At 76.2% G+C, this 25,532-nt stretch carries 27 protein-coding genes and 1 tRNA gene; 10 read left to right on the top strand and 18 right to left on the bottom strand.

Features of this window, described 5'->3' with window-relative positions; all coding sequences use genetic code 11:
* Window positions 1-212: 212 nt before the first annotated feature.
* The 4 genes from ACIQVD_RS13420 to ACIQVD_RS13405 are packed head-to-tail and all read left to right on the top strand — an operon-like array spanning window position 213 to window position 3,225.
* Window positions 213-425: a hypothetical protein gene (locus tag ACIQVD_RS13420; RefSeq protein WP_400685710.1), complete on the top strand. Its 213-nt coding sequence runs from the start codon at window positions 213-215 to the stop codon at window positions 423-425.
* Between the two features lies 1 nt (window position 426).
* A complete protein-coding gene (locus ACIQVD_RS13415) occupies window positions 427-900 on the top strand; it encodes an E2/UBC family protein (protein ID WP_400685707.1) in 474 nt (157 codons plus the stop codon).
* Complete coding sequence (locus ACIQVD_RS13410; protein ID WP_402288736.1) at window positions 897-2,558, top strand: HesA/MoeB/ThiF family protein; 1,662 nt, start codon at window positions 897-899, stop codon at window positions 2,556-2,558. The genes ACIQVD_RS13415 and ACIQVD_RS13410 overlap by 4 nt, the downstream gene beginning before the upstream one ends.
* Window positions 2,548-3,225, top strand: coding sequence for a DUF4189 domain-containing protein (locus ACIQVD_RS13405; protein ID WP_402288734.1), 678 nt, complete (start codon window positions 2,548-2,550; stop codon window positions 3,223-3,225). The genes ACIQVD_RS13410 and ACIQVD_RS13405 overlap by 11 nt, the downstream gene beginning before the upstream one ends.
* A 43-nt stretch (window positions 3,226-3,268) precedes the next feature.
* Here ACIQVD_RS13405 and ACIQVD_RS13400 read toward each other — a convergent pair whose 3' ends face one another.
* The 13 genes from ACIQVD_RS13400 to ACIQVD_RS13340 form a co-directional block, all read right to left on the bottom strand.
* Entirely contained in the window at window positions 3,269-4,054 is a 786-nt protein-coding gene (locus ACIQVD_RS13400; protein ID WP_402288731.1) for a DUF4232 domain-containing protein, read from the bottom strand.
* Between the two features lie 440 nt (window positions 4,055-4,494).
* Window positions 4,495-5,697, bottom strand: coding sequence for a DUF5685 family protein (locus tag ACIQVD_RS13395; protein ID WP_402288728.1), 1,203 nt, complete (start codon window positions 5,695-5,697; stop codon window positions 4,495-4,497).
* A gap of 114 nt (window positions 5,698-5,811) precedes the next feature.
* Window positions 5,812-6,270, bottom strand: coding sequence for a GNAT family N-acetyltransferase (locus ACIQVD_RS13390; protein WP_400685692.1), 459 nt, complete (start codon window positions 6,268-6,270; stop codon window positions 5,812-5,814).
* 113 nt (window positions 6,271-6,383) lie between these two features.
* Window positions 6,384-6,764 (bottom strand): DUF6188 family protein, encoded by a 381-nt coding sequence (locus ACIQVD_RS13385; RefSeq protein ID WP_100834969.1) that lies wholly within the window; start codon window positions 6,762-6,764, stop codon window positions 6,384-6,386.
* Window positions 6,765-6,923: 159 nt separating this feature from the next.
* On the bottom strand, window positions 6,924-8,015 hold the full coding sequence (locus ACIQVD_RS13380) for an NUDIX hydrolase (protein ID WP_402288725.1): 1,092 nt from the start codon (window positions 8,013-8,015) through the stop codon (window positions 6,924-6,926).
* Window positions 8,016-8,185: 170 nt separating this feature from the next.
* The gene (locus tag ACIQVD_RS13375) at window positions 8,186-8,374 is read right to left on the bottom strand and encodes a YegP family protein (RefSeq protein ID WP_100834967.1); all 189 of its coding nucleotides are present in this window, start codon (window positions 8,372-8,374) and stop codon (window positions 8,186-8,188) included.
* Window positions 8,375-8,524: 150 nt separating this feature from the next.
* Window positions 8,525-9,319: a phosphotransferase gene (locus ACIQVD_RS13370; RefSeq protein ID WP_402288722.1), complete on the bottom strand. Its 795-nt coding sequence runs from the start codon at window positions 9,317-9,319 to the stop codon at window positions 8,525-8,527.
* Between the two features lie 34 nt (window positions 9,320-9,353).
* Entirely contained in the window at window positions 9,354-10,676 is a 1,323-nt protein-coding gene (locus tag ACIQVD_RS13365; RefSeq protein WP_402288720.1) for an aldehyde dehydrogenase family protein, read from the bottom strand.
* Between the two features lie 92 nt (window positions 10,677-10,768).
* Window positions 10,769-12,616, bottom strand: a complete 1,848-nt coding sequence (locus ACIQVD_RS13360) for an asparagine synthase (protein ID WP_402288718.1) — start codon at window positions 12,614-12,616, stop codon at window positions 10,769-10,771.
* The gene (locus tag ACIQVD_RS13355; protein WP_402288715.1) at window positions 12,609-13,217 is read right to left on the bottom strand and encodes a hypothetical protein; all 609 of its coding nucleotides are present in this window, start codon (window positions 13,215-13,217) and stop codon (window positions 12,609-12,611) included. Before ACIQVD_RS13355 ends, ACIQVD_RS13360 begins: the two co-directional genes overlap by 8 nt.
* A 19-nt stretch (window positions 13,218-13,236) precedes the next feature.
* Window positions 13,237-14,070 carry a hypothetical protein gene (locus ACIQVD_RS13350; RefSeq protein WP_402288714.1) on the bottom strand — a complete coding sequence of 278 codons (834 nt, stop codon included), beginning with the start codon at window positions 14,068-14,070 and terminating at the stop codon, window positions 13,237-13,239.
* 319 nt (window positions 14,071-14,389) lie between these two features.
* Window positions 14,390-15,541 carry a hypothetical protein gene (locus ACIQVD_RS13345; protein ID WP_402288711.1) on the bottom strand — a complete coding sequence of 384 codons (1,152 nt, stop codon included), beginning with the start codon at window positions 15,539-15,541 and terminating at the stop codon, window positions 14,390-14,392.
* Window positions 15,542-15,721: 180 nt separating this feature from the next.
* A complete protein-coding gene (locus ACIQVD_RS13340) occupies window positions 15,722-16,390 on the bottom strand; it encodes a cupin domain-containing protein (protein WP_400685666.1) in 669 nt (222 codons plus the stop codon).
* A 152-nt stretch (window positions 16,391-16,542) separates the two neighbouring features.
* Between ACIQVD_RS13340 and ACIQVD_RS13335 the strand changes: the two genes are divergently transcribed.
* A complete protein-coding gene (locus tag ACIQVD_RS13335) occupies window positions 16,543-16,758 on the top strand; it encodes a hypothetical protein (RefSeq protein ID WP_400685663.1) in 216 nt (71 codons plus the stop codon).
* A gap of 66 nt (window positions 16,759-16,824) precedes the next feature.
* On the opposite strand, the gene ACIQVD_RS13330 is transcribed toward ACIQVD_RS13335, so the two are convergent.
* Complete coding sequence (locus tag ACIQVD_RS13330; RefSeq protein WP_111552753.1) at window positions 16,825-18,222, bottom strand: NADP-dependent succinic semialdehyde dehydrogenase; 1,398 nt, start codon at window positions 18,220-18,222, stop codon at window positions 16,825-16,827.
* Window positions 18,223-18,289: 67 nt separating this feature from the next.
* A tRNA-Cys gene (locus tag ACIQVD_RS13325) sits at window positions 18,290-18,360 on the bottom strand.
* Between the two features lie 303 nt (window positions 18,361-18,663).
* Between ACIQVD_RS13325 and ACIQVD_RS13320 the strand changes: the two genes are divergently transcribed.
* Window positions 18,664-19,032, top strand: a complete 369-nt coding sequence (locus ACIQVD_RS13320; RefSeq protein ID WP_400686370.1) for a helix-turn-helix transcriptional regulator — start codon at window positions 18,664-18,666, stop codon at window positions 19,030-19,032.
* Between the two features lie 95 nt (window positions 19,033-19,127).
* Window positions 19,128-19,541, top strand: coding sequence for a VOC family protein (locus ACIQVD_RS13315; RefSeq protein ID WP_400685659.1), 414 nt, complete (start codon window positions 19,128-19,130; stop codon window positions 19,539-19,541).
* A 79-nt stretch (window positions 19,542-19,620) separates the two neighbouring features.
* Here the strand turns inward: ACIQVD_RS13315 and sph are convergent, their stop codons facing one another.
* A complete protein-coding gene (sph, locus tag ACIQVD_RS13310; RefSeq protein WP_400685656.1) occupies window positions 19,621-20,598 on the bottom strand; it encodes a sphingomyelin phosphodiesterase in 978 nt (325 codons plus the stop codon).
* A gap of 188 nt (window positions 20,599-20,786) precedes the next feature.
* Here sph and ACIQVD_RS13305 point away from each other — a divergent pair, with 188 nt between their 5' ends.
* Both ACIQVD_RS13305 and ACIQVD_RS13300 read left to right on the top strand, forming a co-directional pair.
* Window positions 20,787-21,518, top strand: coding sequence for a Clp protease N-terminal domain-containing protein (locus ACIQVD_RS13305; RefSeq protein ID WP_402288707.1), 732 nt, complete (start codon window positions 20,787-20,789; stop codon window positions 21,516-21,518).
* Window positions 21,519-21,704: 186 nt separating this feature from the next.
* Window positions 21,705-22,328: a GNAT family N-acetyltransferase gene (locus ACIQVD_RS13300; protein ID WP_400685650.1), complete on the top strand. Its 624-nt coding sequence runs from the start codon at window positions 21,705-21,707 to the stop codon at window positions 22,326-22,328.
* A gap of 261 nt (window positions 22,329-22,589) precedes the next feature.
* Here the strand turns inward: ACIQVD_RS13300 and ACIQVD_RS13295 are convergent, their stop codons facing one another.
* On the bottom strand, window positions 22,590-23,879 hold the full coding sequence (locus ACIQVD_RS13295; RefSeq protein ID WP_402288704.1) for a hypothetical protein: 1,290 nt from the start codon (window positions 23,877-23,879) through the stop codon (window positions 22,590-22,592).
* A 377-nt stretch (window positions 23,880-24,256) separates the two neighbouring features.
* Here ACIQVD_RS13295 and ACIQVD_RS13290 point away from each other — a divergent pair, with 377 nt between their 5' ends.
* On the top strand, window positions 24,257-24,898 hold the full coding sequence (locus tag ACIQVD_RS13290) for a class I SAM-dependent methyltransferase (RefSeq protein ID WP_402288701.1): 642 nt from the start codon (window positions 24,257-24,259) through the stop codon (window positions 24,896-24,898).
* Window positions 24,899-24,932: 34 nt separating this feature from the next.
* Here ACIQVD_RS13290 and ACIQVD_RS13285 read toward each other — a convergent pair whose 3' ends face one another.
* The gene (locus tag ACIQVD_RS13285) at window positions 24,933-25,520 is read right to left on the bottom strand and encodes a helix-turn-helix domain-containing protein (RefSeq protein ID WP_402288698.1); all 588 of its coding nucleotides are present in this window, start codon (window positions 25,518-25,520) and stop codon (window positions 24,933-24,935) included.
* Window positions 25,521-25,532: the final 12 nt, after the last annotated feature.

Here is a 25,532-nt window from a genome sequence, read left to right as displayed (position 1 = left end):
GTCCGCGAACCGGCCCGGGGGAGCGGGCCGCGGCGCATGATGGGGGAACCGTCGGCGGTGCCCGAACCGACGGGGAGCCGGCGCGCGAGCCGGCCGGTCAACGGCCCCTGCGGCAAGGCGGGTTCACCGGAACCGGAGGAGCGGGCGGAGCCCGCCCCCGGCCGGACCGACCGTCCCGGCCGCCCGGACGAACCACGCAGGAGGAGCAGGACATGGGACGCTACGTGATCAACGGCGAGGTGGTCGACGTGCGCGCCGACGACCCGACCGCGGAGCAGCTCAAGCGGGCGGCCGGCATCGCGACCGACGACTGGGTGATGGCGGCCATGCCGAACGGCAGGATCGAGCGGGTGGCGGACGCCGACCGGCTGCCGAACGGCGTGACCGACGTGACGATCGTCCCGCGCTACGAGTACGGGTCCTGAGGTGGCCGCCGACCTGAGCGCCACCGGGCGCCGCCGGAGCCGCCTACAGGCCGAGGTGCAGCTCCTCGCCCAGCGCTACCGAGCAGTCAACTACGACCGCCAGGAGGCCAGTTGGGTGCACATCGGAAAGTTCCCGGTGCCCGGCGGCTGGAGCCGCCGCGAGGTCGAGATCCTGATCGACGTCCCGCACGGGAACCCCGGCTACCCCTCGGTCGCCCCGCAGTGGTTCTGGACCGACCGCGACCTGCGGACCTCCGACGGCCGCTCGATCCAGCACTTCTTCACCGCGGGCGGCTTCACCGCGGCCGACCAGGAGTACCTCGACAAGGGGTGGGGCCACTTCTGCATCCACGTCAGGTCCTGGCACCCGGCCGGCGGCCTGCGCCTGCGCGAGGGGCACAACCTGCTCTCGTACCTGGACCTGATCGCGGCGGTGTTCCGCGACCGCGAGCGACTCGCCGGAGGGCGGCCGTGAACGACCTGGACATCGTCTTCCCCGGCCCGCAGTGGGACCTGTTCCGCCGGCACCTGCTCGGCCCCCACCCCGGCCCCGGCGGCAGCGACGCGGACGAGCAGCTCGCCTTCGCCCTGGCCGCCCCCGCCCCCGCACCCGGCCCCGGGTCCGGGCCCAACGGCGTCCGGCTGACCGTCCGCGAGCTGCTGCTCGCCGGGCCGGCCGACCTGGAGCGCCGGACGCCGGTGGCGGTCGCCCCCACCGCCGAGTTCGTCGCGGCCGCGCTCTCCCGCTGCCGGGAGGAGGGCTGGAGCCTGATCGAGGCGCACTCGCACCCGTTCAGCCACGGCCCGGGGACCACGTTCAGCGGCATCGACCGGGCGAGCGACCGGGCGAAGATGCCCCCGGTGGCCGACCTGCTGCCCGCGAACGCCCGGCACGCCACCATGGTGCTCGGCCACGGCAGCCTCGACGCCCACCACTACGACCGGGCCACCGCGAGCATCCGCCCGGTCCGCCGCATCCTGGTGGTCGGCGCCGGGGACGGCCGCCCGCCACTGACCCGGATCACCCCGAGCGGCGCGCTCCGGCCGCAGGGCCCGCCCACCCCGGCCGAACCGCCCGGCCGCACCCGCCGACGCCCCTGGCGCAGCCGCCACGCCTACCCGGACGCCCCGGAGGCCCCCGCCGTCCCGGCCGAGGACTCCCGCCACGACCGCCAACTCCCGCTGCTCGGACCGGAGACCCAGCGACTGCTGGCCCGCACCACGGTGGCGATCGTCGGACTCGGCGGCCTGGGCTCCTTCACCGCCCTGGAGTGCGCGCACCTCGGCTTCGGCCGGCTCGTCCTGGTCGACCCGGACACGGTCGAACGCTCCAACCTCAACCGGCTGCTCGGCGCGACCGAGGCCGACGTCGGCCGCCCGAAGGTCGAGGTGTACGCCGACCTGCTGCGCGCCGTCGCCCCGGACAGCACCGTGGAGGCGGTGCACGACCAGATCCTGAGCGACCGCGCCCTGGGCCCGGTGCGCACCGCCGACCTCCTGCTGGGCTGCGTGGACAGCGACGGCGCCCGGCTGGTGCTCAACCAGCTCGCCGTCCAGTACGTCCTGCCGTACCTCGACGCGGGCAGCGGCACCCGGATCGACGCCGCGCACCGGGTCACCCACGCCGGCGGGCAGGTCCAGGCCGTCCTGCCCGGGCTGGGGTGCCTGGAGTGCCAGGGCGCCATCAACGCCCGCCGGGCCGCCTTCGACCTCGCGCCGCCGGAGGTCCGGACCCGCGAGATCGCCCACGGCTACGGCACCCGCGAACCGGCGCCCTCGGTGGTGTTCCTCAACGGCGTGGTCGCCTCGCTGCTGGTGGCCCGGGCCGTGCAACTCCTCTCCGGCGCCCTGCCCGCCCCCGGCGGGGACGCGCTGCCCGCCCTCACCCTCTACGACCTGCTCGCCCCCTCCCTCACCCCCGTCACGGCCACCGCCGCCCCCACCTGCCCCACCTGCGGGCCCGGCGGCGTCACCGCCCTCGCGGACCTCTCCCCGCTGCACGACGCGGGCCCGACGCACGCCCCCGCCCCGCCGCCTGCCCCGGCCGCCGCACCGGCTCCCGCCCCGGCTCCCGCCCCGGCCGTTCCGGATGCCCGGCCCGTCGCCGTCGGGGAGGGCCCAGGTGGCGGCTGACCCGATCCCGGTCAACGGGAGCGCGGGCGAACTCCCCCCGCACCCCCGGCGGCCCCGCCCGGACCCGCCGCGCCCGGACCCGCCCCGGCGCGGCGGCGGGGGTGGCGGCGGCGGTGCGGGCGGCGTCATCGCCCTGATCCTGCTGGCCGTCGTGGGGATCGGCGTGGCGACCGAGAACCGCGACCCGGACCGCCCCACCCCCGGCCCGACGTCCACGGCACCCGCCGCCGCCTCCCACTTCGTCCTCCCCGCCCCGCCCCTCCTCACCCACTCCTACGACCCGCCGAGCCTCCCGGACACCGAGCCCGTGGACGTCGATCCGCCCGTCGTCGACCCGCCCAGTATCGACCCGCCCGTCGTCGATCCGCCGAGCCCGCCCCCGCCGCCGGTCCGCTACGGCGCGATCGCCGTGGACGGCAAGGGCGGCACCGGCCGGGCCTGGAACTACCCCTCCGCCGAAGCCGCCCAGCAGCGGGCGATGTCAGAGTGCCCGGGCACCGACTGCAAGGTCCTCACGGCGTTCTCCGACGGCTGCGGCGCGGTCGCCTACAACCCCACCGCCCGCCACTACTGGGGCGGCCACGGAAAGACCCGGGCCGAGGCCCAACAGGCCGCGATCGCCAACGCCGGCGGCGGAACCTGGATCGCCTGGGTCTGCACCGGCTGAGCCCGCCGCCCGTCTCCCCGCGAACAGGGCGAGCGGCGGGACGTCAGGACCCGTCCGGCTGCCAGGCGCCGACGCCGATCCGCCCCGTCGTGCCCAGGTCGAGTTCCGGCGTCACCGTCACCGGCGCGGCGTCCGGGGTGGCCCGCACCCGCACGTACGGGGCGTTCACCGGGGCCGAGGAGGCGTCGTCGGTGTTGCGCCACACCAGCGTCGCGTGCGCCTTCCCGCCCGGTGCGACGGTGAAGCGCCGGGGCGGGGCGTCCGCGCCGGCGCTCGTCGCGATCGCCGCGCCGCCCTTCAGCACCTGGACGCCGTCCAGCGGGGCGTGTGCCTCGTCGAACAGCTGGGTCTGCGGGTAGCCGTTCAGCGTGACGTCCTTCGTCCCGCAGTTCTCCAGGTGCAGCCCCACCACCCGCAGCCCCATCGCCGCGTCGCCCTGGTCCGCGTAGACCCGGATTCCGGCGGCGGGGCAGGCGCCGCCGGTCGACGGGGCCTCCGCCGTCGGCACGCTGCGCACCCGGGTGATCCGCACCTTCGGTACGGGCGCCGCGGCGCCGGACGGGCCGGGGGAGCGGGTGGACCGCGCGGCGCCCGAGAAGGTCGGGTCCGCGCCCACCGGGAGGTCCGGCGGGGCGGGACGCCCGGTCAGCGGAAAGGTGCCCCGGACGGTCGCCCCCGGCGCCACCGCCGTCCGGGTCCCCGTCGCGTTGGACGACAGCCGGGCCTCGGTGCCCGACCAGCCGAACGACACCGCGACGTCGACGGCCGCGGTGCCCGGATTGGTCACCTCGTACTCCAGGCAGTCCGCGCTGACGGCGAGGACGCGCACCGTGTCCCGGGTCCAGCCGTCCGGCCGCGCCGCCGGGGCCGCCCCGCAGGGGCCCGCGCTGCCCGTGGCGGACGGTGCCGCGGACCCCGCCGCGGTGCCCCCGCCCGCCGTGACCGACCCGCACCCGGCGGCCGCCCCGATCGCCACGACCGCGACCGCGGCCCCCACACCCACCCGAACCGTCCGCATCCAAGCCATCCGCCGAGTCGATCACGAACCTTCCGCCCGGGCTGTGGCCCGCCTCACACCTCGTGCAACAGCCCTGCAACGGTTGCCTGCCGACACCCCGTCAGACAAGCCCGCCAGGCGGCGTCAACTCCCCTCCACCGCAAGGGTGGTGGGCTGACTCGGCGTCAGAACGGCAGCGAGTGCAGCCGGACCGTCCCGCCTGCCGATCAGCCGGACGGCCCGGCGCGGTGTGGACCGCGCTCGCCCCGGGTTCAGCAGTCGCAGCCGCAGTCGCACCCGCTGCAACACCCGTCGCCCCCGCAGCAGTCGCAGCAGTCGCAGTCGCACGCGTCGCAGCAGTCGCCGCAGTCGCAGTCGTGCCGCTGGCAGAACCCCTCGCGCCGCTCGCGGGTGAACGGGTCGTCGTGGTCGCAGCAGAGCAACTGGCAGGTGCAGGCCATCGTCAGCCAGACCGCGCAGCCCGGGATCAGCGAGCGGGGCTGCTTCGGCTTCCTGACGTCGTGGGTGTGCTCCGGTGCCGACGGGGCGCCGGGGTCGGCGCCGGGGTCGGTGTCGGGCGGGGAGGTGCGCGCGGCGGCGTTCGCGCAGGCCCGGTGGTGGGCGCGGCGTCCGAAGACGCGGTCCACGGCCTCCTCGGTCTCGTGGCCGAGCAGGCGGTGGACGAGCGCCCGGTCGGTGAACTCGACCTCCCGGAGGGCGAGTCGGATGCCGTGGACGGCGTCCCGGCACAGCCGCTCGGCCTCGGCCCCGGTGGTGCCGGAGACGGTGAGCGGGTTCCACAGCCCGCGGGCCTCGTCGTCCGCGCGGTCCTCGGCGGCGTCCAGCAGGTGCGCCAGCCGCCCGAACAGCCGGCCCGCCTCGGCGAGCGCGGTGGCGTTCCCCGGCCGGCCCGCCAGGACCGCGGTGTGCGCGAAGGCCGCCGCCGTGGCCTCCTCCGTCGGCGCGGTGGCGAGCAGCAGCGGCCCGCCGGCGGTCACCGCGGACTCGGCCGCGCCCTGGCGCCCGGCGGCGGCGAGCAGGACGCCGGTGTCGAAGCCGACGGCGGCGCCGCCGCCCGCGCTCTGCCGGTCCCAGCGCCTGGTCACCCGCCGGGCACCGGCCGCCACGGGCCGGCGGGCGAAGACGCCGTCGCCGTCCAGGACGTGGTCGCGGACCTTCACCGAGGCCAGCGCCAGCGAGACGGCCGCCGCCAGCCGCGCCCCCTCGCCGGTCGCCACGGGCGCGGTGCGCATGCCGCGCAGCGGACACGGCCCGGCCGTGCGCCGGTCCGCCGCCCGCGGCGACTGCGCCTCGACCAGGACGGAGACGACCAGGCCGTCGTAGTTGGTCGCCGTCCGCGCCAACTGCCCGTGACCGTCGCGCAGGGCCAGGCACAGCCCGCACAGGTGCGCCGTCCACGACGCGTGCAGGCGCTCCGACAACCGGTGCCTGCACGGCCTGATGATTCCGAACACGTCCCGCCCCCTTCTCCCCGCCCACCCGCGCCGGTCAGCCGCGCTGGTCAGCCGTGTCGACCGGCCGCCATCCTAGTGACGCGAGGTCCGCCGCCGGGGTTCCCCCTCCCCGGCTCAGCGGTGGCCGGACGACACGTCCAGCGAGAAGTGGAACGCCACCACCGACATCCGCCGCGCGTGGTAGAAGCGGTGCGCGCCCTGGTTGACCACCCCGGAGTCCAGCTCCACCCGCGCGCAGCCCGCCAGGGCCGCCCGCCGCGCCAACTCGGCCAGCAGCCAGGACCCGACGCCGCCCGAGCGCAGCGCCGGATCGGTCACCAGGTCGTCGACGAACAGCACCCGCCCCCGGCTGGTCGCCAACGTCCGGTGCGTCGCCACGCCCACGCAACGGCCGCGTCCGGTCGGCGAGTTGTCGTACGCGGCGGTGAACACCAGCCCCTGGCCCGCCGCTTCGGCCGCGAACGCGGCGAAACCGGGGCCGCTCAGGGCGGGCCGCAGCGCTCTGATCAGCGGCTCAACATCCCTGGTCAGCACCGCACTTGGGACGTCCACATCCTGTGCCAGCAGTTCCATCCGCCCATTGTTGCCCGCCTCGAACGGCCGTCGCACCCGGGTATCGGGCCCCACCCCGGGCACACCGCCCGCGACGCACCGTCAGTGCGGGCGTCACAGGGCGGACGCGGACCTCACGGGCCGAACGAGCCGTCCGGGCCGCCGGTGCACAGCAGCCCGGCGGGGGAGGAGAGCTGCCAGGGGTGGACCGGCCCGCCGGGGGCCGGGTCGGGGGCGACGGCGAGGACCTGGCCGGTGTCGAAGGCGAGCTCCAGGCCCCCGGCCGGGGTGACGGTCGTCGCGGTGATGACGGCGTCCGCGAGCCGCCCAAGCGCGCCGGAGGTGGTCAGGCCCAGCGCGGGGTAGAAGTGCTCGACCTCCGCGCCGTGCCGCAGCCGGAAGTCGTTCTCGACCGTCAGCAGCAGCTCGCCGTCCAGGCGCAGCAGCAGCCGACTGCCGCCGCCGAGCGCCCGCACCGCACGGCCGTCCAGCTCGGACCCGAGCGACTTCCCCACCCCGCACCTCCCGGTCTTCCCGATCTCCGCGATCCGCCCGCCGCACCGGCGGACACCGCCCCGACCTGCCTATTCATACCCGGCCGGGCCCCCGGTACCCGCCGCGAACCGCCGACCGCCGCCCCGGCAGCGTCACCCAGGGGCCGTGCGGGGGGCCGCTCAGGGGCCGATCAACGGGGGCGCGCCGTCGACGAGTTCGACCGGCCCGGCCGTCGGCGGCAGGGCGCGCACCGCCAGGCAGGCCGCCAGCCGCCGGGCCTGCGGCGGGCTCAGCACCGCCGCGGCCTCCCGCGGGGTGAACAGCCGCCACTCGGCGATCTCCTCCTCCTGGACCCGGACCGCCGCCAGCATCCCGGGGCCCGCCGTCCCGCCGTCGTACACCAGCGACAGGTGCGGCGGCTCCGGCGCCCGCCCCGCCCCCGACGTCCGGCCGCCCACCCAGTCGACGGCCAGCAGACGGCCCGGTTCGTGCCGCCAGCCCAGCTCCTCCAGGGTCTCGCGGCGGGCCGCCGCCCGGGGCAGCTCCCGGTCCGCCTCGATCGAACCGCCGGGCAGCACCCACGGCGACTCGCCCCGCCACGGCGCCAGGCGCACCAGCAGCACCCGCCCGTCCGGGTCGCTGAACAGCGTCCGGGCCTTGGCCCGGATCCGCGGGCGGGTCGCGTAGTAGGTCGCCTTGTCCAGCGGCGGCGGCGGTGCGTCCCGCCCGCTGCCGGGGGGCAGCAGCCCCTCCAGGGCGGTCGCGCCGAGGTACGCGGGGGCCGGGCGCGGCGGCAGGTGCAGCGCGGAGTGGCCGACCGGCAGGCCGTCGGCGAGTTCCAGCGGGGCGGCGGCGCGCGGGGCCAGCACGCACGCCCCCATCCGGCGCGACAGCAGCGGGGGCACGGCGGAGAGCAGCAGCTCGGACGGCAGGTGGACCATCGCGTCCAGCTCGGCCCGCTCCAGCCGGACGGCCGCCAGCTGCTCCGGGGTCAGCGGGTCGGCCCAGTACAGGAACGCGGCGATCGGCGGCCGGTCGTGGTCCCGCGACCAGTCCAGGCAGGCGAGTTCGCGCAGCACGGGCGTGACGCCCAGCTCCTCGCGGATCTCCCGGACGGCGGTGTGCCGGGGCGAGGGGTCGGCCGGCTCCCAGCCGCCGCCGGGCACCGCGACGGGGTGCTTGGCCCGGTACGCGTTCCGCACCACCAGCAGCCGCCCCCGCTCGTCGGGGAACAGCACCCCCGCCGCCGCCATGATCTCCCGCCCGCTCACCGCAACCCCCTCGCTCGCCTCCGGCCGTCCCCGCCCAGCATGCCCCGGACCGCCCCCGCCGCGCCGCGACGCCGACGAGCCCGTGACGGACCGACAACTCGGTCGCCACGGGCCCGCGCTCCCGGCCCGCCACGGTCCACCGCCCGCAGCTCCCGGCCGGTGCGCCGCCGTCAGGCGTGCGCCGGAGTCTCCTGCAGCTGCGCGTACGGCGCGAGCTTGCGGATCGACTCGATGCTCTTCAGGCACTGCTCGCGGGACTCCTCCGGCTCGCCGATCACCACGACCGAACCGTTGCTCGCCTTGAGGCGGAAGCGGTGGTTGCCCGACTCGTCCACGTACAGCTCGAACTTCCCAGCCATGCCAGTACTTACCTCTCACTCGGGTGTCCCCCCGGACTTCCGCCCCCGAACCGCACCGTACGGACTGCCCGCCCCCGCCGCCCGCCGGGGCGTCCATCCGGGGGCCGGGTCGCCCACCCGCTCCGGGCCTCCTCCCCGCCGACGGGCGGGTCAGGACGTCAACGCCCGCTCCAGCGCGGGGCGTCGGTCCGCGAGCCAGGACTGCAGGCGGTCCCAGCGGGGCCAGCCGCCGTACGCGTCGAAGTACCGGGTGGACGTGGGGTCCCCGGCCGTGACGCGGCGGGCGACGAAGGTGCGGCAGACGGCGGTGGCCTGTTCCAGGACGGTCGGCAGGGCGAGGCGGTCGGCCGGCCGGAGGCCGTAGGCGGTGGCGAACAGGGCGAGTCGGGCCGGGACTTCGAGGTCGGCGCGGGCGGTCTCGGCGGCCGTCGCCGGGTCGAGCACCGGCACCCAGTAGCGGGCGGTCAGGGCGACGTCCCAGAGCGGGCGGCCGGGGGCGGCGAAGTCGAAGTCGATCAGTGCGGCGGCCCCGCCCGCGCGGAAGACCACGTTCTCCGGGCAGACGTCGTTGTGGCACAGCAGCGGCCCGCCCTCCGGGTCGGCGAACTCGCCGGGCCAGGGCGCCGCCGGGTCGAACGGCGTCCGGGCGGCGGCCTCGTGCCAGCGGCGCAGCAGCCGGGCCACCGACACCAGCGCGTCCTCGCCCAGCGCCCAGGCCGGGTACGGCGGCAGGGCGACCTCGCCCGGCAGGAACTCCAGCCGCTCCCGCCCGCCCGCCACCGGGCCCACCGGCACCGGCGCCCCCGGGAAGCCGCCCGCCCGCAGCCCGGTCAGGAAGGCGTGCAGCGCCCCGGCGTGCGGCGGCGCGGGCCGCTCCACCACGTCCCCGCGCCGCACCACGGCCCCCGCGTTCGCCAACCCGCCCGTCAGTGGTTCCCCGTCCATGCCCCGATCCTCCCACCGGACGGCCACCGGCGGCTCAGAGCAGCCGGGCGGTGACCGTCTTGGGCCGCTGGTACTCGCGCAGGGCCAGCGCCGACAGGTCGGTGCCCGCGCCGGAGGAGCGGCGGCCGCTGTGCGGGAGTTCGGCGGACTGGGCGAGGTGGCAGTTCAGCCAGACCTCGCCGGCCGAGATCCGGTCGGTGAGGGCCAGGCCGGTGGACAGGTCGGTGGTCCAGACCGAGGCGGCCAGGGCCTGCGGGACGGACTCGGCCAGCGCCACCGCCTCGTCCAGCGTCGCGGCCCGTTGCACGGTCAGCACCGGGCCGAACACCTCCTCGACCACCGCCGGGTCGTCGTCCGGCAGGTCGGCCAGCACCGTCGCGGGCCGCCACAGCCCGTCGCCGCGCCCCGGCGCGGTGTGCACGGTCTTCGCCCCGGACGAGGCCAGGAGGCGGTCGTAACGGGCCGCCTGGTCCGGGTTGTTGAGCGGGCCGAAGTCCCGCCCGGCCCGCCGCTCCGCCATCGCGGCGGCCAGCGCGGCCACCGCCTCCCGGTAGGCCGGCTCCAGCACGATCACCCGGGCGGGCGCGGCGCAGCTCTGCCCCGCGTTGTACGTGCACGCGGCGGCGAGCTGCCGCCAGGTGTCGGCGGGGGCGTCCGGCAGCACCAGCACCGGGCTGTTGCCGCCGAGTTCGAGACTGACCGGGGTCAGCCCGGCCCGGGCGGCCACGTCCGCGCCACCCGCCGGGCTGCCGGTGAAGGCGATCAGGTCGCAGCCCGCGCCGACCAGCAGCCGGCCGGTCTCCCGGTCGCCCGGCAGCGCGGTCAACACGCCCGGACCGAGGGCCTGTTCGGCGTGCTCGGCGAGCAGCAGCGCACTGTCGGGGGTGGTCTCGGCGGGCTTGAGCACCACCGGGTTCCCGGCCGCCAGCGCGGGCGCGCAGCGCCAACCCGCCATCAGCAGCGGGTAGTTCCACGGCACCACGGCCGCCACCACACCGACCGGCTCCCAGCGCACCCAACTCTGGTGCCCGGGAAGGTAGTCGCCCGCGGCGGGCGCCGTCGCGGCCCGCACCGCACCCCCGTAGAACCGGAACAGGTCGGCCACCTCGGACACCTCGTTCGCCGCCTCCGCCACCGGCTTCCCGGTCCCGGCGCATTCGGCCGCCACGTACTCCCCGGCGTGCCGCTCGACCAGCTCCGCCAGCGCGCCCAGCCGCCGCTGCCGCTCCCGCGGCGCCAGCGCCGCCCACCCGGCCCGGGCCGCCCGGGCCCCGGCCACGGCCGCCGCCACCTCGTCCGCCCGGCCGGGCGCCACCGTGCGGCGGACACCGCCGGTGCGGGGATCGATCAGTTCCATCGGCGCTTCTCCCTCGTTCGCACAGGACTTCTTCACCGGACTTTCCGCCGGACTTCCCGCCGGAATTCTCGCCGGTCCTCTCGCGGCACTTCTCACAAGTCGTAGGCGCGCAGCCACAGTTCGAGGGTGAGCAGCAGCCACAGCTTGCCGCCCTGGCGGGGCAGCAGCAGCCCGCCGCCGCGCATCCAGGTCTCCACCGTGTCCGCCCGGAACAGGCCCCGGGCCCGGGCGGTCGGCCCGAGCAGCAGGTCGGCGGCGAGCTCGCTGAGCGGGCCGTGCAGCCACTGCTGCACGGGCACCCGCATGCCGCTCTTCGGCCGGTAGGTGACGGTGTCGGGCAGCAGGTCGCGCACCGCCTCCTTGAGGATCCACTTCTCCTCCGTGCCGCGCAGCTTGAGCCCCGGCGGGGTGGCGAACGCGTGGTCCACCACCCGCCGGTCGAACAGCGGCGAACGCCCCTGCACGCCCTGCGAGGCGGTCAGCCGCTCCACCTTGGTGAGGATGTGGTGCGCGCCCTTGGTGCGCAGGTTGCAGTGCAGCAACTGGTCCAGGAGCGAAGGGAACCGGCGGTCCGTCAGGTAGGGGGCGACGTGTCGGCGCGGGTGCGGGGCCGGCTCCAGCGCGGCCAGCGTCTCGCCGGTGAGCAGCGCCGGCAGGTCCTCCCAGCACTTGCGGTACGTGTGCAGGTAGGCGTCCGCCCGAGCCTGCGCCGCGTCGTCGTCCCGCATCAGCTCGAACGCCAGCATCGGCAGGTTCTTCGGCCCGCCGAACACCGGGTCCCCGCCCTCGCCGTTCAGCGACACCGCGATGCCGTCACCCGCCACCGCCTCCGCCAGCATCAGGTTCGGCACCGTCAGCGGGTCCCCGACCGGGCTGTCCAGCAGCGCCACGGTGTCCGCCAGCCGCGCCGCGACCTGCTCCCCGGGCACCGTCAGCACCCGGTGCGCCGTCCCGCAGTGCGCGGCCACCAGGCCCGAGTAGCCCAGCTCGTTGGGCAGTTCGGCGCCGAAGCTGATCGAGTACGTGCGCACCGTCCCCCCGTGCAGCCGTGCCGCCAGCGCCGTCACCAGTGAACTGTCCACCCCGCCGGACAGCAGCACCGCCACCTCGCGCCCGCCGTCCGGCAGCCGCCGCGCCACCGCCCGCTCCAGCAGCTCCCGCAGGCCCTCCGCGTAGTGTCTGGTCGTCAACTCGCCGTCGGAAAGCCCGGGTTGGGGCTCCCAGAACACCTCGACGTCCACCCGCCCGTCCGGCCGCAGCCGGGTCACCCGGCCGGGCAGCAGCTCGTGGACGCCGCGCAGCAGGGTCTCCTCGCCCGGCAGGTAGGCGAAGGTCAGGAAGGAGCGGACCGCCGACAGGTTCAACCCGGTCTCCACGTCGGGGCGGGTCCGCAGCGCCCGCAGCGAACTGGACGCCGCCCAGCCGCCCCCCGCGGTCCGGCAGTGGAACGCCGTCCGGGCGCCGACGTGGTCGCGCACCAGCACCAGGTCCGGCCCGTCCAGCACCGCCAGGGTGAACATCCCGTCCGCCGCCCGCAGTCCGTCCGGGCCCAGCGCCAACCAGCAGCGCAGCAGCAACTCCCCGTCCGGGCAGGACGGTTCGGCCGGACGCCCGGCGGCGGCCAGCGCGGCCAGCAGCTCCGTCCGGTTGTGCAGCGTCACCTCACCGACCGCGGTGCGCCCGTCCACCGTGAACGGGCCGTCCGCGAAACCCGGCTCCCCGGTCAGCAGCGCCGCCGCGAGCCGCCGCCCGCCCGCCTCGAACGGGCCCGCCACCAGGCCGGGTTCGGGCCCGACCGGGGCGGGCAGCGAGCTGACCGCGTAGCGGGCCGGAGGGGTGGGGCGGTCGAGGTGGTCGAGGTGGTCGAGGTGGTGGGGCCGGGTGGGGGTGCCGGGCGAGGCCGCGGTGCGGGCCGTCGTCCCGGGGTGCTGCTCAGCCAAAGTCGTCCCCGTCCCAGCCGTCGTTGTCCGGCGGATCGCCGCCGTCGGCGCCGTCCCCGGCGCTCCCGAACCCGCCCGAGTCGAACCCGTCCGGGTCGAACCCGTCGTCGTGCCGGTGGTCGTCGCCCCCGTCGTCGAAGCCGCCGTCCCCGCCTCCGCCGTCCCCGCCGCTGCCGCCGTCGCCCCCGGCGCGAGCCCGCTCGGCCTCCTGGCGCAACTCCTCCTCCTCGTCGGCCGAGAGGAGTTCGGGCGCGTAGTGCGCGGCGGCCACGCCCGCGCCCAGGCCCAGCGCGCCGAGCACCACGCCGACCCGGCCCGGGAACGAACTGCGGTTGACCAGCACGTACCGCCCCTGGCCCCACACCGTGCGGCCGTAGCCGACGTCCCGGCCGTAGCCGACCCGGCCGTCCGCGTGGACGCGCTTGACCAGGTCGCGGCCCAGCCGCTCGTCGGTGCCCGCGTCACCCCGGTCGTCCCGCCAGTGGACGCGGCCGTCGGCGCCGCGGCTGCGCCACTCGCTGCGGCCGTCGGAGTACCGGCGGTGCACCGTGCCGTCGGCCAACAGCTCGTCGCTGTAGGTGATTTCGGGTGGCTGGGTCATCGTCCACGTCCTCGGGGGGTCAGGGCGTCGGCCAGGTCAGGAAGCCGGTGTCGCGGGCCCGGGTGGGCGCGGCCGGACGGGCGGGCGGGGCGAAGCCGCCGCCGCGGACGGTGCGCAGGACGGTCCGCAGCAGCCGGGCCGGACGGACCGCGGCCAGCTCGGCGACCCGGCCGCCGGCCAGCCAGGCCCGCTCGGCGGCCGGCAGCTCGGCGGGCAACTCCTCGACCGCGCACCGGGGTCGTCCGCCGGGCGCGGCCAGGTGCAGGGCGGCGGCGTGCCGCGGCAGCAGCCCCGCCGTGCGCACCCGCAGCCGCGGCCCGGCGTGCGCGCGCACCCGGACGAACAGCTCCAGCCCGGCGGGGGAGGCGTCGTGCAGGACGTGCACCACCGCCCCGTCGGCCCGCGCCATCGCCGCCAGCAGCCGCCCGTCCAGCGGCAGCCGCTCCGGGGTCAGGATCGGGCAAGCCCCTTCCAGGTGCAGGCGGTTGGCGCGCAGCATCCCGGCGATCGCCGGGTCCTGGCAGACCAGCAGCCGGGGGAAGGCGTAGTCGTACAGGTCGCCCTCCGGCCCCGGCCGGTGCGGCGCGGGGGTCACCAGGTCCGGCAGGACGTCCAGTTCGGGATGCCGGGCGAGCGCGGCGGCGAACCGGGGCTCGGACAGCAGCGGCCGGGTGGTGTACCGCAGGCGGTGCGGCCCCCGGTGCAGCGGGAACAGCGTCCGGTCCGTCTCGTAGTACAACTGCCGCGCGGTGAAGGCGAGTCCGCCGGGCCGGGCGCAGCGCTCGGCGGCCGACCGCAGGGCGCGGTCGAGCAGCCGGTCGGGCACCGGTATCGCGGCTATCGCCGGTGTCACAGCGAACCTCCCGGGCGGGCGGCCCCGCGCGGGGCGAACGGGCTTGGGGTGAAAGGGTGTTGAGCTGGTGCGAGGTGCGCGGTCATGGGGTGTCGTCCGTCGGGGTGGTGTCGGTTCCGGTGCGCGGGGCGGGAACCGCCTGCGGCCAGGTGAGGAAGCCGATCCGTTCGGCCCGTCGCCGGGTCTCCGCCGGGTTCTCGACCTCGGCGGCCCCGGTCCGGGCGGGCGGCCCCGCGCGGGGCGGACGGGCTTGGGACGAAAGGGTGCTGGGCGGGCGCGAGGCGTGCGGGCGGGTGGCTGGGGTCCGTGGTGTGCGCGGTCATCGGGTGTCGTCCGTCGGGTGCGGGGCCGGGGTGGTGTCGGTTCCGGTGCGCGGGGCGGGAACCGCCTGCGGCCAGGTGAGGAAGCCGATCCGCTCGGCCCGTCGCCGGGTCTCCGCCGGGCTCTCGACCTCGGCCGCCGCCCCGGCCCGGACGGGTGTGGCGGGGACGGCGACGGCCCGTTCGACGGCCTTGTCCAGCAGTGCCATCAGCTTCACCGGCGGCAGGGCGATCAGCGGGGAGGACCAGTTGTCGAGCAGCCACTCCCGTTCCCGGTCGGGCAGGCGCTGCCAGCCGGGGGAGCCGGCCAGCACGTCGGGCACCGCCAGCCGCTTGGCGCCGCCGGTGCGCAGCCGCACCGCCCGCGCGGGGACGTCGACGGCGCGGGGCAGCAGCCCGCAGTCCACCACCCGGCGGTCCGGCAGTTCGGCGCGCAGCCGCGCCGTCCGGGCCAGCGCGGTCAGGGACAGGTCGCGCACCACCACCACGGGCAGTCCGGCCGGGAGCTGCGCGGGCGTCCGGGCCAGTGCCACCCGGTGGCGTTCGGCGAAGCCGTTGACGTGCAGGAAGTCGAACACGCCGGGCAGTTCGCACAGCACCACGGCGCGCGGGCGGGTCGGCCAGGTGGGGATGGCGGCGGTCGTCAGCTCCGCCAGCCCGTCCGGGAGCGCGCCGTACACCTGGCGCCAGCGCCCGGCGACCCGCCGCTCGAAGTCCTCCGGCCGCACCCAGGTGCCGAACGGCCGGGGCGGGCGGTACTGCTTCGCGCCCTGGAACTGCCGGTAGGACAGCCAGCCGAAGAGGAACGCGAGCGGGTCGAGCAGCAGATAGGCGAGGCCGCCGATGCCGAAGGAGAGCGAGACGACGAGGACGACGGCCATCGCCAGCACCATCCCGCCGGTGACGCTGCCGCGCCGCTCCTGCCCGGTCGGGAAGCGGTACAGGCGGCGTTCGTTGACCCAGTACAGCTGTTCGACGGTGATCCGCAGCCCGCCGGGGGCGGCCTTCGCCACCAACTCGCGGAACTTGGTGTCGTGCAGGCGCCCCGGCTCGACCTTCGGGTCGAGCGCGAACACCTTCCGGCAGTTCGAGCAGGTGTGGCCGGTGCGTTCCCGCTGTCGGCGGTCGACGTGGCAGTGCGGACAGATCATCGGGCGTCCTCCCAGGGCGACGGGCGTCCTCGGTCGGGGGGCTGATCTCGGCGGGCCGTCATCGGACACTCCATCAGACGCAGCCGACAGCCGGGACGTTGCACCAACCCAACCAACCCAACCAGTCCAACCAGCCCAACCGACCGCCCCGGCCGTACCGGGCACCCGCCCCGGCCGGCCTCACCGGGTGTCCTCCAGTGCGGCGGCGGCCCGGCGCAGCCCGAGCGCCAGCCGCTCGCGGAAGGTGACCGTGCCCGGGCGCTGGGCCGCCGCGACCTCCCGCAGCGCGGCGGCGAGCCCGTCCTCGCCGCGCCGCTCGGCGGCCTCGGCGGTGATCGCGTAGTCCTCGTGGTCGATGCCGTAGCCGGTGTTCGCGGCCAGGATCGCCAGCCGGTCCCGGCCCCGGTTGCCGAACGAGTGCGGCATCAGCTCGGGTATCCGGATCAGCGTGCCCGGCGCCAGCCGGACCTCCACCACCTGCCGCCGGCGCGCGTCGTACAGGCCGCAGGAGGCCGGGCCGAGCGCCAGCACCAGGTGCTCACCGCCGTGCGCGTGCGGGGTGAACGCGCTGTGCGGGGCGACCAGGCCGAGCTTGTAGGTGGCGTTCGACGGGCGTTCCGGGGAGGTCGCGGCGTCCCCGATGAAGTAGTGCGCCCACTGCCGGTCGTCGATGAAGCGCAGCAGCCCGCTGTCCGGGTCCTGCGGGCCGAGCTCCCGGGCGCCGGCGCGGTCCGCGCGCAGCACCCGCCCGTCCGGGCGCAGCCGGTACAGCTCGGCGCCGTCCGGCAGCCCGGACGCCTGCCGCTCCAGCGCGCGCAGCCCCCCGCGCAGGTCCCCGCGTATCGGCATCAACGGCCCCCTCGTCGGTACTCGCCGTGATGCTACCCGGGCTGCCGGGTGTGCTGACCAGCGGGATACTCGAACAGACGTTGAACTCTGCGGAGGTGAGAGCGATGCCCGCGACCGCTACCGGAACGCCGCAATCCAACCCGATCCGTCGAATGGCCGCCTGGCTGACCGCCAAGCACAACTCCTCGCTGGTCTTCCTGCTCGCCCTGTCGCTGGGCCTGGGCCTGGTCGCGCCGCAGGTCGGCCAGCTCTGGCTGCTGGTGGTGTTCTCGGTGGTGTGGGGCGTGACCGTCGTCGCGTTCGCCGCCCAGTTCGTCGGCCGCCACGAGCACGCCCACCCCCGCCACGCCCACCCGCACCACGCCTGAGCCCCTCCCGCCCCTCCCGCCCCGGGCGTGGCCGCGTCCACGGCCACGCCCGCGCCGGGGGCCGGGTCAGCTCCCGGACCACACCGTGGTGATGTTGCAGAACTCCCGGATGCCGTGACCGGACAGCTCCCGCCCGTAACCGGAGCGCTTGACCCCGCCGAACGGGAGGGCCGGGTGCGAGGCGGTCATCCCGTTGAAGAAGACCCCGCCCGCCCGCAGGTCGCGCACGCACCGCTCGCGGTCCGCGTCGTCCCGGGTCCAGACGTTGGAACTCAGGCCGAACGGCGAGTCGTTGGCGACGGCGACGGCCTCGTCCAGGTCGGCGACCCGGTACACGGTGGCGACCGGGCCGAACGTCTCCTCGCGGTGGATCCGCATCCGGGGGGTGACGCCGGTCAGCACCGTCGGCAGGTAGTACCAGCCGTCCGCCAGCGCCGGGTCGTCCGGTCGGCCGCCGCCGCACTCGGCGGTCGCGCCGAGCGCCACCGCGTCCGCCACCAGCTCCTCCAGGTCGGTGCGGCCCTGCTCGGTGGCCAGCGGGCCGACCTCGGTGCCGTCCGCCATCGGGTCGCCGACGGTCAGCGCCCGCATCCGCGCGGTGAATGCGGCCAGGAACTCCTCGTACACGTCCGTGTGCACGATGAAGCGCTTGGCGGCGATGCAGGACTGCCCGTTGTTCTGCACCCGCGCGGTCACCGCCCGCTCGGCCGCGGCCGGCACGTCCGCCGAGGGCAGCACCAGGAACGGGTCGCTGCCGCCCAGCTCCAGCACCGTCTTCTTGATCTCGTCCCCGGCCACCGCCGCCACCGAACGGCCCGCGCCCTCGCTGCCGGTCAGCGTCACCGCGGCGATCCGCTCGTCCCGGATCACCGCCTCGACCGTGCCGGAGGAGATCAGCAGGGTCTGGAAGCACCCCTGCGGGAACCCGGCGCGGGCGAACAGCTCCTCCAGCGCGAGCGCCGTGCGCGGCACGTTCGAGGCGTGCTTGAGCAGGCCCACGTTGCCCGCCATCAGGGCCGGCGCGGCGAACCGCACCACCTGCCAGAACGGGAAGTTCCACGGCATCACCGCCAGCACCGGCCCCAGCGGCCGGTACCGGACGTACGCCGACACCCCGCCCGAGTCCTCCACGTCGCCCGGCTCCGGGTGCTCGTCCGCGAGCAGCCCCTCGGCCCGCTCCGCGTACCAGCGCATCGTCTTGGCGCACTTCGCCGCCTCGGCCCGGGCCTGGGCCAGCGGCTTGCCCATCTCCAGCGTCATCGTCCGCGCGACCTGCTCGTTCGCCTGCTCCAGCAGCTCGGCGGCCCGCCGCATCAGCTCGGCCCGGTGCGCGAAGGTGGTCAGCCGCCAGGACTCGAACGCGGACTGGGCCCGGGCGAGCCGGCGCTCCACGCCCGCCTCGTCCAGCGGATCGAAGACCTCGACGGTCCGGCCGTCGGCCGGATTGACGGTGGCGATGGCCATCGGGCCATTCCTTCCTCGACTGCCGCCCGGCCAACCGGGCGGGGGGCGGACATCGAGGGGAGCGAGGAGGTGGAGATAGGAATCGAACCCATGTGCACGGCCCTGCAAGCCGCTGCCTCGCCTCTCGGCCACTCCACCCGGCTCCCTCGCGTGACTCAGAAACTAGCAGCGGGAAAACCCGGAGCGGGAGTCCGACGCACCCGGAACTCACCCGAATGCCGACCCTGCCCCGAAATGTGACGATCAATCAGCGGATGATCGGTTTTGCCCGCCGCCCTCGCTCCCTACCCCCTGCGCCCGCCCCTACTCCTCGCTCCTCGTCTCCTGCGCCTCACCCTTCACGCCTCACCCTTCACGCCCCGCCCGCCGTCCGGCTCCGCGACTACCCTGGGCGCCGTGCAGATCGACGACCTCAAGCGCCTCCGCAGGGCCCGCGACACCATGGACCGCGACTACGCCGAACCGCTGGACGTCGCCGCCCTCGCCAGGGTCGCGCTGATGTCCGTCGGCCACTTCCAGCGCAGCTTCCGCGCCGCGTACGGCGAGACCCCGTACAGCTACCTGATGACCCGCCGGATCGAGCGGGCCAAGACGCTGCTGCGCCGGGGGGACCTGTCCGTCACCGAGGTGTGCATGGCCGTCGGCTGTACCTCGCTGGGCTCGTTCAGCACCCGGTTCACCGAACTGGTCGGCGAGAGCCCCAGCGCGTACCGGGCCCGCGACCACAGCGCCGCCGAGCACATCACCGCGTGCGTGGCGATGTACCTGACCCGGCCGATCCGCGGCACCGACACCGGACGGCCGCAGTGACCCGAGGCGGTGGCCCGCCGGTCGCGGCGGACCGGGCCGGGAACGGATCAGGAACGGAGAAGCGCGGGCCGGGGCGGGTCAGTAGCGTCGGGGGCATGGACATCAAGCTTTCGCAGTGCTTCATCGCCGTCGACGACCACGACGCCGCGCTCGGCTTCTACCGCGACGCGCTCGGCCTGGAGGTGCGCAACGACGTCGGCTTCGAGGGGATGCGCTGGGTCACCCTCGGCTCGGCCGCCCAGCCCGAGGTCGAGGTCGTGCTGGAGCCCCCGGTCGCCGACCCGGGCGCCACCGAGGCCGACCGCCGGGCCGCCGCCGAACTGCTCGCCAAGGGCCTGCTGCGCGCCGTCAACTTCCGCACCTCCGACTGCGACGCCACCTTCGAGAAGATCCGCGCCACCGGGGCCGACGTGCTCCAGGAGCCGATGGACCAGCCCTACGGCGTCCGCGACTGCGCCTTCCGCGACCCGGCGGGCAACATGGTCCGCTTCGCCCAGCCCCGCCAGTAGTGTCCGCCCGCCGCCGCCCGGGAACCCCCCGGGCGGCGGCGCGCGTCCGGCCGCTTCCGGCCGCCGCCTCCCGCCCGGCTCAGCCCGCGAGCAGCGGGTAGTGGTCCGACAGGTCGGTGTAGGTGTACGAGGTGCCCCAGCTGCTGACCGTCCACGGCGCGGAGTGGAAGCGGTGCACGGTGTTGGTGTACTGCTGCGGGCGGGCGTGGTCGGCCCGGTACAGCACGTAGTCCAGGTCCTCCTTCGGCTCGCCCGGGTACCGGTAGGCCGCGATCGAGTTGTCGACGGTGTCGAAGGAGTTCGCCCAGCCGGTGCGGGTGGTCGCCGGGGCCAGGTTGCCGTTGGCCAGCAGCGCCGGGTACTCGCCGCCGTGCGAGTCGATGTTCAGGTCGCCGGCCAGCACGATCGGCTCGTTCGCCGGGATCTGCTCGGCGTCCAGGAAGGCCCGCATCGCCCGCAGCTGCTTGGCCCGGACGTCCGCGGCCTGCCCGCTCGCGCAGCCGGAGTCGGTGGACTGGAGGTGGGTGCCCACCACGTGGGTGCGCTGCCCGTTCACGTTGATCTGCGCGTAGACGAACCCCTTGTTGGACCACCAGTCCGAGCCGCAGGCGTCCTTGAACACATACTGCTCCTTGCGCAGGATCGGCCACTTGCTCAGCAGCAGCACCCCGCCGTCCTCCGGGGTGCTGCTGCTGTAGCTGCCGGAGGTGGCGTCCCAGCCGGAGGTGGAGCGGCCCACCACCGGCGTGCGGTACGGGTAGGCGGCGGACGCCTTCGCGGCCAGCGCGTCCGAGGCCGCGTTGTCGAACGCCTCCTGGAGGACCACCACGTCGTGGCCCTGGAAGAAGTCCGCGCCGGCGATCGCCTGGGCGCGCTGGGCCTGGCCCCAGTTCGGGTAGAGCGAGGTGCTCATCAGGAAGGTGTTGTAGCTGAGCACGTCCAGCGGGGCGACGGCGGCGGGCGCGGTCTCGGCGTGCGCGGCGGCCTGAGGAACCGTCAACAGGGCTGCGGCGGCGGTGAGTACGGCGGCGAGACGGGTGCTGCGGGTGGTGGTCACGGGAACTCCGGGGGTGAGGGCCGGTCGATGTTGTGCAGTCAACTCGGGCCTCCGTGACACGGACAAGACGGCGGACGGCGGCCGGGTGAACTCGGCCGAAACACCCGCTACCGGCGGGTAGGAATCGGCCCGCCATCCACTGTCAACCAACGGTTGACACCCCCGGACTGTCAACCTAAGGTTGCCTCATGGCTGACACCTCTGGAGCGAAACCCTCCGTCCGGCTCGACGACCTGATCGAGGGCATCAAGAACTCGTACCCCGAAGCGCTCGACCAGCTCTCCAACGCGGTCCTGGTCGCCGACCACCTCGGCGACGTGGCCGACCACCTGATCGGCCACTTCGTCGACCAGGCCCGCCGCTCCGGCGCGTCCTGGACCGACATCGGCCGCAGCATGGGCGTCACCCGCCAGGCCGCCCAGAAGCGCTTCGTCCCCAAGGATCCGGGCGAGGTCACCGCGATCGACACCGCGCAGGGCTTCAACCGCTTCACCCCGCGCGCCCGCAACGTGGTGATGGCCGCCCACCAGGCCGCCAAGGACGCCCACAACGACGAGGTCCGCCCCGCGCACCTGGTGCTCGGCCTGCTCGCCGAGCCCGAGGGCCTCGCCGCCGCCTACATCGTCACCAGCGGCGTCCCCCTCGACACCGTCCGCCGGGCCGCCCTGGCCGCGCTCCCGCCCGCCGTCGAGGACGCCCCCGAACTCGTCCCCTACGACGCCGGGGCCAAGAAGGCCCTCGAACTCACCATGCGCGAGGCCCTGCGCCTCGGCCACAACTACGTCGGCACCGAGCACCTGCTGCTCGCCCTGCTCGAACACGAGGCGGGCGACGGCATCCTCACCTCCCTCGGCCTCGACAAGACCGCCGCCGAGACCGAGTTCCTCGCCACCCTCGCCCAACTCGCCCCCGAATCCTGACGAACCACCCCCTCACCCCGCGGGCGGCGGGGCCGCCCGGGACGGGAGCGGCCCCGCCGCCCGCGGCTGCCGCCGTCCGCCACCGCCGGCCTCCGGCGGGCGAAACTCCGTTGACGCCGCGTCGGCGCGCCCGGTTCGCTGCTGCCGGGAACGATCCCGCGCGCACGTACGGAGGGTGGAGCACGCATGGCGTACCGACTGCAGGGCCCGGTGCTGGAGGGGCGGCTGGTGCGGCTGGAGCCGCTGGAGCAGCGGCACGCCGCGGAGTTGGCGCGGGCGGCGGAGGAGGGGCGGGACAGCTACGGCTTCACCTGGGTGCCGCGCGCCGACGAGGTCGCCGGGTACGTCGAGACCCAGCGCCGCCGGGCCGCCGACGGGCTGGCCGCCCCGTACGCGCAGATTTCCACGGCCACCGGCCGGGCCGTCGGCGCGACCGCCTTCCTGGACCCGCGCACCCTGCCGGACACCGGCGTCCTGTACGCCGTCGAGATCGGCTTCACCTGGCTCGCCGCCTCCGCGCAGGGCACCGGCGTCAACGCCGAGTCCAAACTGCTGCTGTTCCGGCACGCCTTCGAGGAGTGGAACGTCCGCCGGGTCGACCTCAAGACCGACGCCCGCAACGAGCGTTCCCGCGCCGCGATCGCCGCCGTCGGCGCCCGCTTCGAGGGCGTCCTGCGCAACTGGTCGCGCTCCTGGGCCCCGGGGGAGGACGGCCGGCTGCGGGACGCGGCGATGTTCTCGATCACCGCCGAGGAGTGGCCGCAGGCCGGGGCCGCCCTCCGGGAGCGCGTCGCCCGCTACGGGACGTGACCGTTCGTCCGGTCACTTCCCGTGCGGGGGAGGGGGGTTGGCCGGGCCGGGCGGGGGCGGGGGCGCGCCGCCCATGCCGGTCGGCTTCCCGGACGGAGCTTTCTGCGGTGCCACGGTTCCCCTCCTCGGTGCGTCCGGCGGCGGCGCGGGCCGCCGCCGGCAGGTGCGGTCAACGGCTGGATTCCCGCCGTGCGCCCGGCTGAAGCGAGCCCGCGTGCGGGCACGTCCGGGCAGCTCAGCGGCTGTGGAACGATGATCCGATCATCGTTCCGGGGTGGACGGTCCTTCCGGCGCGGACGGCCCCGCCGGGCGGACGGCCCACTGGTGGACGGTGCCCTGGTGCAGGGCGGCGTAGACGCGGTCCCGCAGCGCGTTGGCGTCCGCGTCGGTGAGGGTGCGGCGCAGGTCCCGCAGGACGACCTTGAGCAGCAGGTTCTGCTGGTCGGGACGGGCCCCCAGCCGGGCCAGGGCCTGCGGGGGGAGGGCGCGGCACGGGGTGGCGGAGAGGATCTCGACCGTCTCCACCCGGTCCGCGTCCGGGCCGAGGGCGTCCCGGACCCGGTCGCCGAGATCCTCGGCGAGGTCGGCCCCGTCCACCGCGACGGACAGGTCGCGGCGGATCGCGGGCAGCGCGGAGACCGGCCGGTACGGCGCGAGGTCGGTGAGCTGGGCGGCGACGGCCGGATCGGCCGAGCGCAGCAGGCGGATGTCCGGAACGCCCTTGCGCAGCATCAGCACCCGGTCCAGGCCCATCCCGAGCGCCAGCCCGCTCCACCGCGGCCCCAGCCCGGCCCCGGCCAGCACCCGCGGATGGGCGAGCCCGCATTCGGCGACCTCCACCCACGCGCCGTCCTGCCCGTTGCCCTCCTGCCCGTTGCCGTCCTCCGCGCCGCTGTTCCGCCCGCCGCTGCTCCGCCCGCCGCCGCCCGCCGCGACGTCCAGTTGGCGTCCCGCCAGGGTGTACGGGTGGACCCGCTCCTCGGTGCGGTACTCCGTGCCCGGCAGCAGCGCGTCCGCGAGCACGGCGATCATCTCCGCCAGGTCCGCCGGACCGGCCGGGACCGGGCGGCGGGTCAGGTACCACAGGTCCAGCTGGTGCGGGGTGCCGCTGTGCAGCCGGTCGATGCTGTCGCGCCGGTACACCAGGCCCGGGCAGACCAGCAGCACCGCCTCCGGCGCCTCCCCGGCCGCCTCCTGCGCGGCGAGCGCCCGCAGCGCGCCCGGGACCAGCGCGCTGGAGTGGCTGCGCAGCATCCGCCGGTCGTCGACGTACCGGGTGTAGCGGGCGTCCCGGGTGACGTCGTCCGCACGGTAGTTGAGGTGGTCGTAGTTGTCGGCGACGGTCACCGTCCGCTCGCCCCGGTGCACCCGCACCGCGCAGCCCCAGCGCCCGGCCAGCGCCTCCGCCGCGCGGTCGACGAGCAGTTGCAGGGCGTGCGGCCCGGCGGCCGGGTCGGTCAGGTCGCGGACGGCGAGGTCGCGGGCGAGCTGCTCCGCGGAGAGGTGGCGGACGGCGGTGGGGGCGGTGCTGCGGGCAGGGTCGGTGGACATGGCGGCCTCCGGAACTGGGCGGACGGACGGGACGACGAGGGGGGAACACCACACCCCCCGGCCCCTGGGCACGACCCGCCACCGGGGGCCGACCCGCTCCGCCGGAGCACTGCCTCTCTCGCTACCGGCGCGACGGAACCCGCCCCCTGCGGCACCCATCGGGAGCCGGGGGGCCGGTAAATCGGCGGCAGAGCGCGACGACGGCCATACCCGGAGTCTAGGCACCCCGCCCCGAGCCCCCGCAACCCGTTTTCCGACCGCCCCGCGACCGCCCCGCGAGCGTCCGCGACCGCCCCGGGACCTCCCGCGACCGCCTGACGCCCGCCGCTAGGCTGGGCGCCGCCATGGGAAGACCGGGGCGGCGGAGGGGTGCGGCGATGACGGCGACCGGCGGGGTCGGGCAGGCGTACGACGGGGTGGCGGAGCTGTACGCCCACCTGTTCCGGGGCGAACTCGGCGGCCGGGAGGACGAGTTGGCGGCGATCCGGCGGCTGGTCGCGGCACCCGCGGTGGCGGGGCGCGGACTGCCGGTGGGCGACCTCGGCTGCGGGCCGGGAGAGGCGACCGAACTGCTCGCCGGGTTCGGCGTCCGCGCCTTCGGCCTGGACCTCTCGGCCGGGATGCTGCGACAGGCCCGACTCGCCCACCCGGCGCGGCCGTTCGTGCGGGGCTCGCTGACGGCGCTCCCGCTGGCGGACGCCTGCCTCGGCGCGATCCTCGCCCGCTACTCGCTGATCCACCTCCCGCCCGCCGAACTCCCCTCCGTTCTGGCCGAGTTGCGCCGCGTCCTGGCCCCCGGCGGGCTGCTGCTCACCGGCTTCTTCGCCGCCGACCCCGAACTCGGCGACACCGACCGCCCCGTCCCCTTCGACCACAAGGTCACCACCGCCCACCGCTGGCCGGTCGACACCCTCGCCGGGCTCTTCCGCGCGGCCGGCCTCACCGAGACCGCCCGCACCCTGCGCGTCCCCGCCCCCGGCGAACGCTTCCCGCAGGGGACGCTGCTGCTCCAGGGCTGAGGCCGCCCGAACCGGCCCCCGCGGCCGTGCGGCCTCAGCCGTGCGGGTGGCGCACCACCAGCACCGCCTCGACCTCCTGCGCCACCGCCTCGTAGCGGTGCGGGACGTCCGCCGCCCAACTGTGGTGGCCGCCGGGGGCGACCGCGACGGGTGACGCCTCGGTGCCGACCAGCGCGGTGCCGGTCAGCACCACCAGGTGCTCCACCGTGCCCGGCGGGTGCGGGGTCGAACGGCGCACCCCGCCCGGCCGGATCCGGATCCGGTACGTCTCCGAGACCGCCGCCGCGTCCTCGAACCGCTCCAGCAGCACGGCGTCCAGCACCCGCCCGGACACCCCGGCGTTCAGCGCCCGCCCCGTCGCGGCCTCCCGGGCGGCCTGCTCGGGCGCCTGCAACGCGGCGCTCAGCGGCAGGCCGAGCGCGGTGGTCAGCGCGTACAGGGTCTCCAGGGTCGGGTTGCGGGTGCCCGCCTCCAGCCCCGAGAGGGTGGCCTTGCCGAGGCCCGCACGGCGGGCCAGCTCCGAGAGGGAGAGCCCGCGGGCGGTGCGCAGTTCGCGCAGCCGCAGGCCGATCCGCGCCGAGAGGCCGGCGCTCGCCGAAGCCGGTTGATCCTTTGCTCGCATGCGGTCTATCGT

The sequence above is a fragment of the Kitasatospora sp. NPDC090308 genome, assembly GCF_044769485.1.
Taxonomy (GTDB): Bacteria; Actinomycetota; Actinomycetes; order Streptomycetales; family Streptomycetaceae; genus Kitasatospora; species Kitasatospora fiedleri.
Note: the sequence above shows the minus strand (reverse complement) of the source record. Positions and strands in the feature narration are given on the sequence as shown.

What these genes read in the sequence shown, in the direction of transcription:
- ACIQVD_RS13420 (WP_400685710.1), top strand. Translation starts at nt 213, where the DNA reads ATGGGACGCTACGTGATCAACGGCGAGGTGGTCGACGTGCGCGCCGAC.
- ACIQVD_RS13390 (WP_400685692.1), bottom strand. Translation starts at nt 6,270, where the DNA reads ATGGAACTGCTGGCACAGGATGTGGACGTCCCAAGTGCGGTGCTGACC.
- ACIQVD_RS13375 (WP_100834967.1), bottom strand. Translation starts at nt 8,374, where the DNA reads ATGGCTGGGAAGTTCGAGCTGTACGTGGACGAGTCGGGCAACCACCGC.
- ACIQVD_RS13370 (WP_402288722.1), bottom strand. Translation starts at nt 9,319, where the DNA reads ATGGACGGGGAACCACTGACGGGCGGGTTGGCGAACGCGGGGGCCGTG.
- ACIQVD_RS13365 (WP_402288720.1), bottom strand. Translation starts at nt 10,676, where the DNA reads ATGGAACTGATCGATCCCCGCACCGGCGGTGTCCGCCGCACGGTGGCG.
- ACIQVD_RS13355 (WP_402288715.1), bottom strand. Translation starts at nt 13,217, where the DNA reads ATGACCCAGCCACCCGAAATCACCTACAGCGACGAGCTGTTGGCCGAC.
- ACIQVD_RS13345 (WP_402288711.1), bottom strand. Translation starts at nt 15,541, where the DNA reads ATGATCTGTCCGCACTGCCACGTCGACCGCCGACAGCGGGAACGCACC.
- ACIQVD_RS13340 (WP_400685666.1), bottom strand. Translation starts at nt 16,390, where the DNA reads ATGCCGATACGCGGGGACCTGCGCGGGGGGCTGCGCGCGCTGGAGCGG.
- ACIQVD_RS13335 (WP_400685663.1), top strand. Translation starts at nt 16,543, where the DNA reads ATGGCCGCCTGGCTGACCGCCAAGCACAACTCCTCGCTGGTCTTCCTG.
- ACIQVD_RS13330 (WP_111552753.1), bottom strand. Translation starts at nt 18,222, where the DNA reads ATGGCCATCGCCACCGTCAATCCGGCCGACGGCCGGACCGTCGAGGTC.
- ACIQVD_RS13320 (WP_400686370.1), top strand. Translation starts at nt 18,664, where the DNA reads ATGGACCGCGACTACGCCGAACCGCTGGACGTCGCCGCCCTCGCCAGG.
- ACIQVD_RS13315 (WP_400685659.1), top strand. Translation starts at nt 19,128, where the DNA reads ATGGACATCAAGCTTTCGCAGTGCTTCATCGCCGTCGACGACCACGAC.
- ACIQVD_RS13305 (WP_402288707.1), top strand. Translation starts at nt 20,787, where the DNA reads ATGGCTGACACCTCTGGAGCGAAACCCTCCGTCCGGCTCGACGACCTG.
- ACIQVD_RS13300 (WP_400685650.1), top strand. Translation starts at nt 21,705, where the DNA reads ATGGCGTACCGACTGCAGGGCCCGGTGCTGGAGGGGCGGCTGGTGCGG.
- ACIQVD_RS13295 (WP_402288704.1), bottom strand. Translation starts at nt 23,879, where the DNA reads ATGTCCACCGACCCTGCCCGCAGCACCGCCCCCACCGCCGTCCGCCAC.
- ACIQVD_RS13290 (WP_402288701.1), top strand. Translation starts at nt 24,257, where the DNA reads ATGACGGCGACCGGCGGGGTCGGGCAGGCGTACGACGGGGTGGCGGAG.
- ACIQVD_RS13285 (WP_402288698.1), bottom strand. Translation starts at nt 25,520, where the DNA reads ATGCGAGCAAAGGATCAACCGGCTTCGGCGAGCGCCGGCCTCTCGGCG.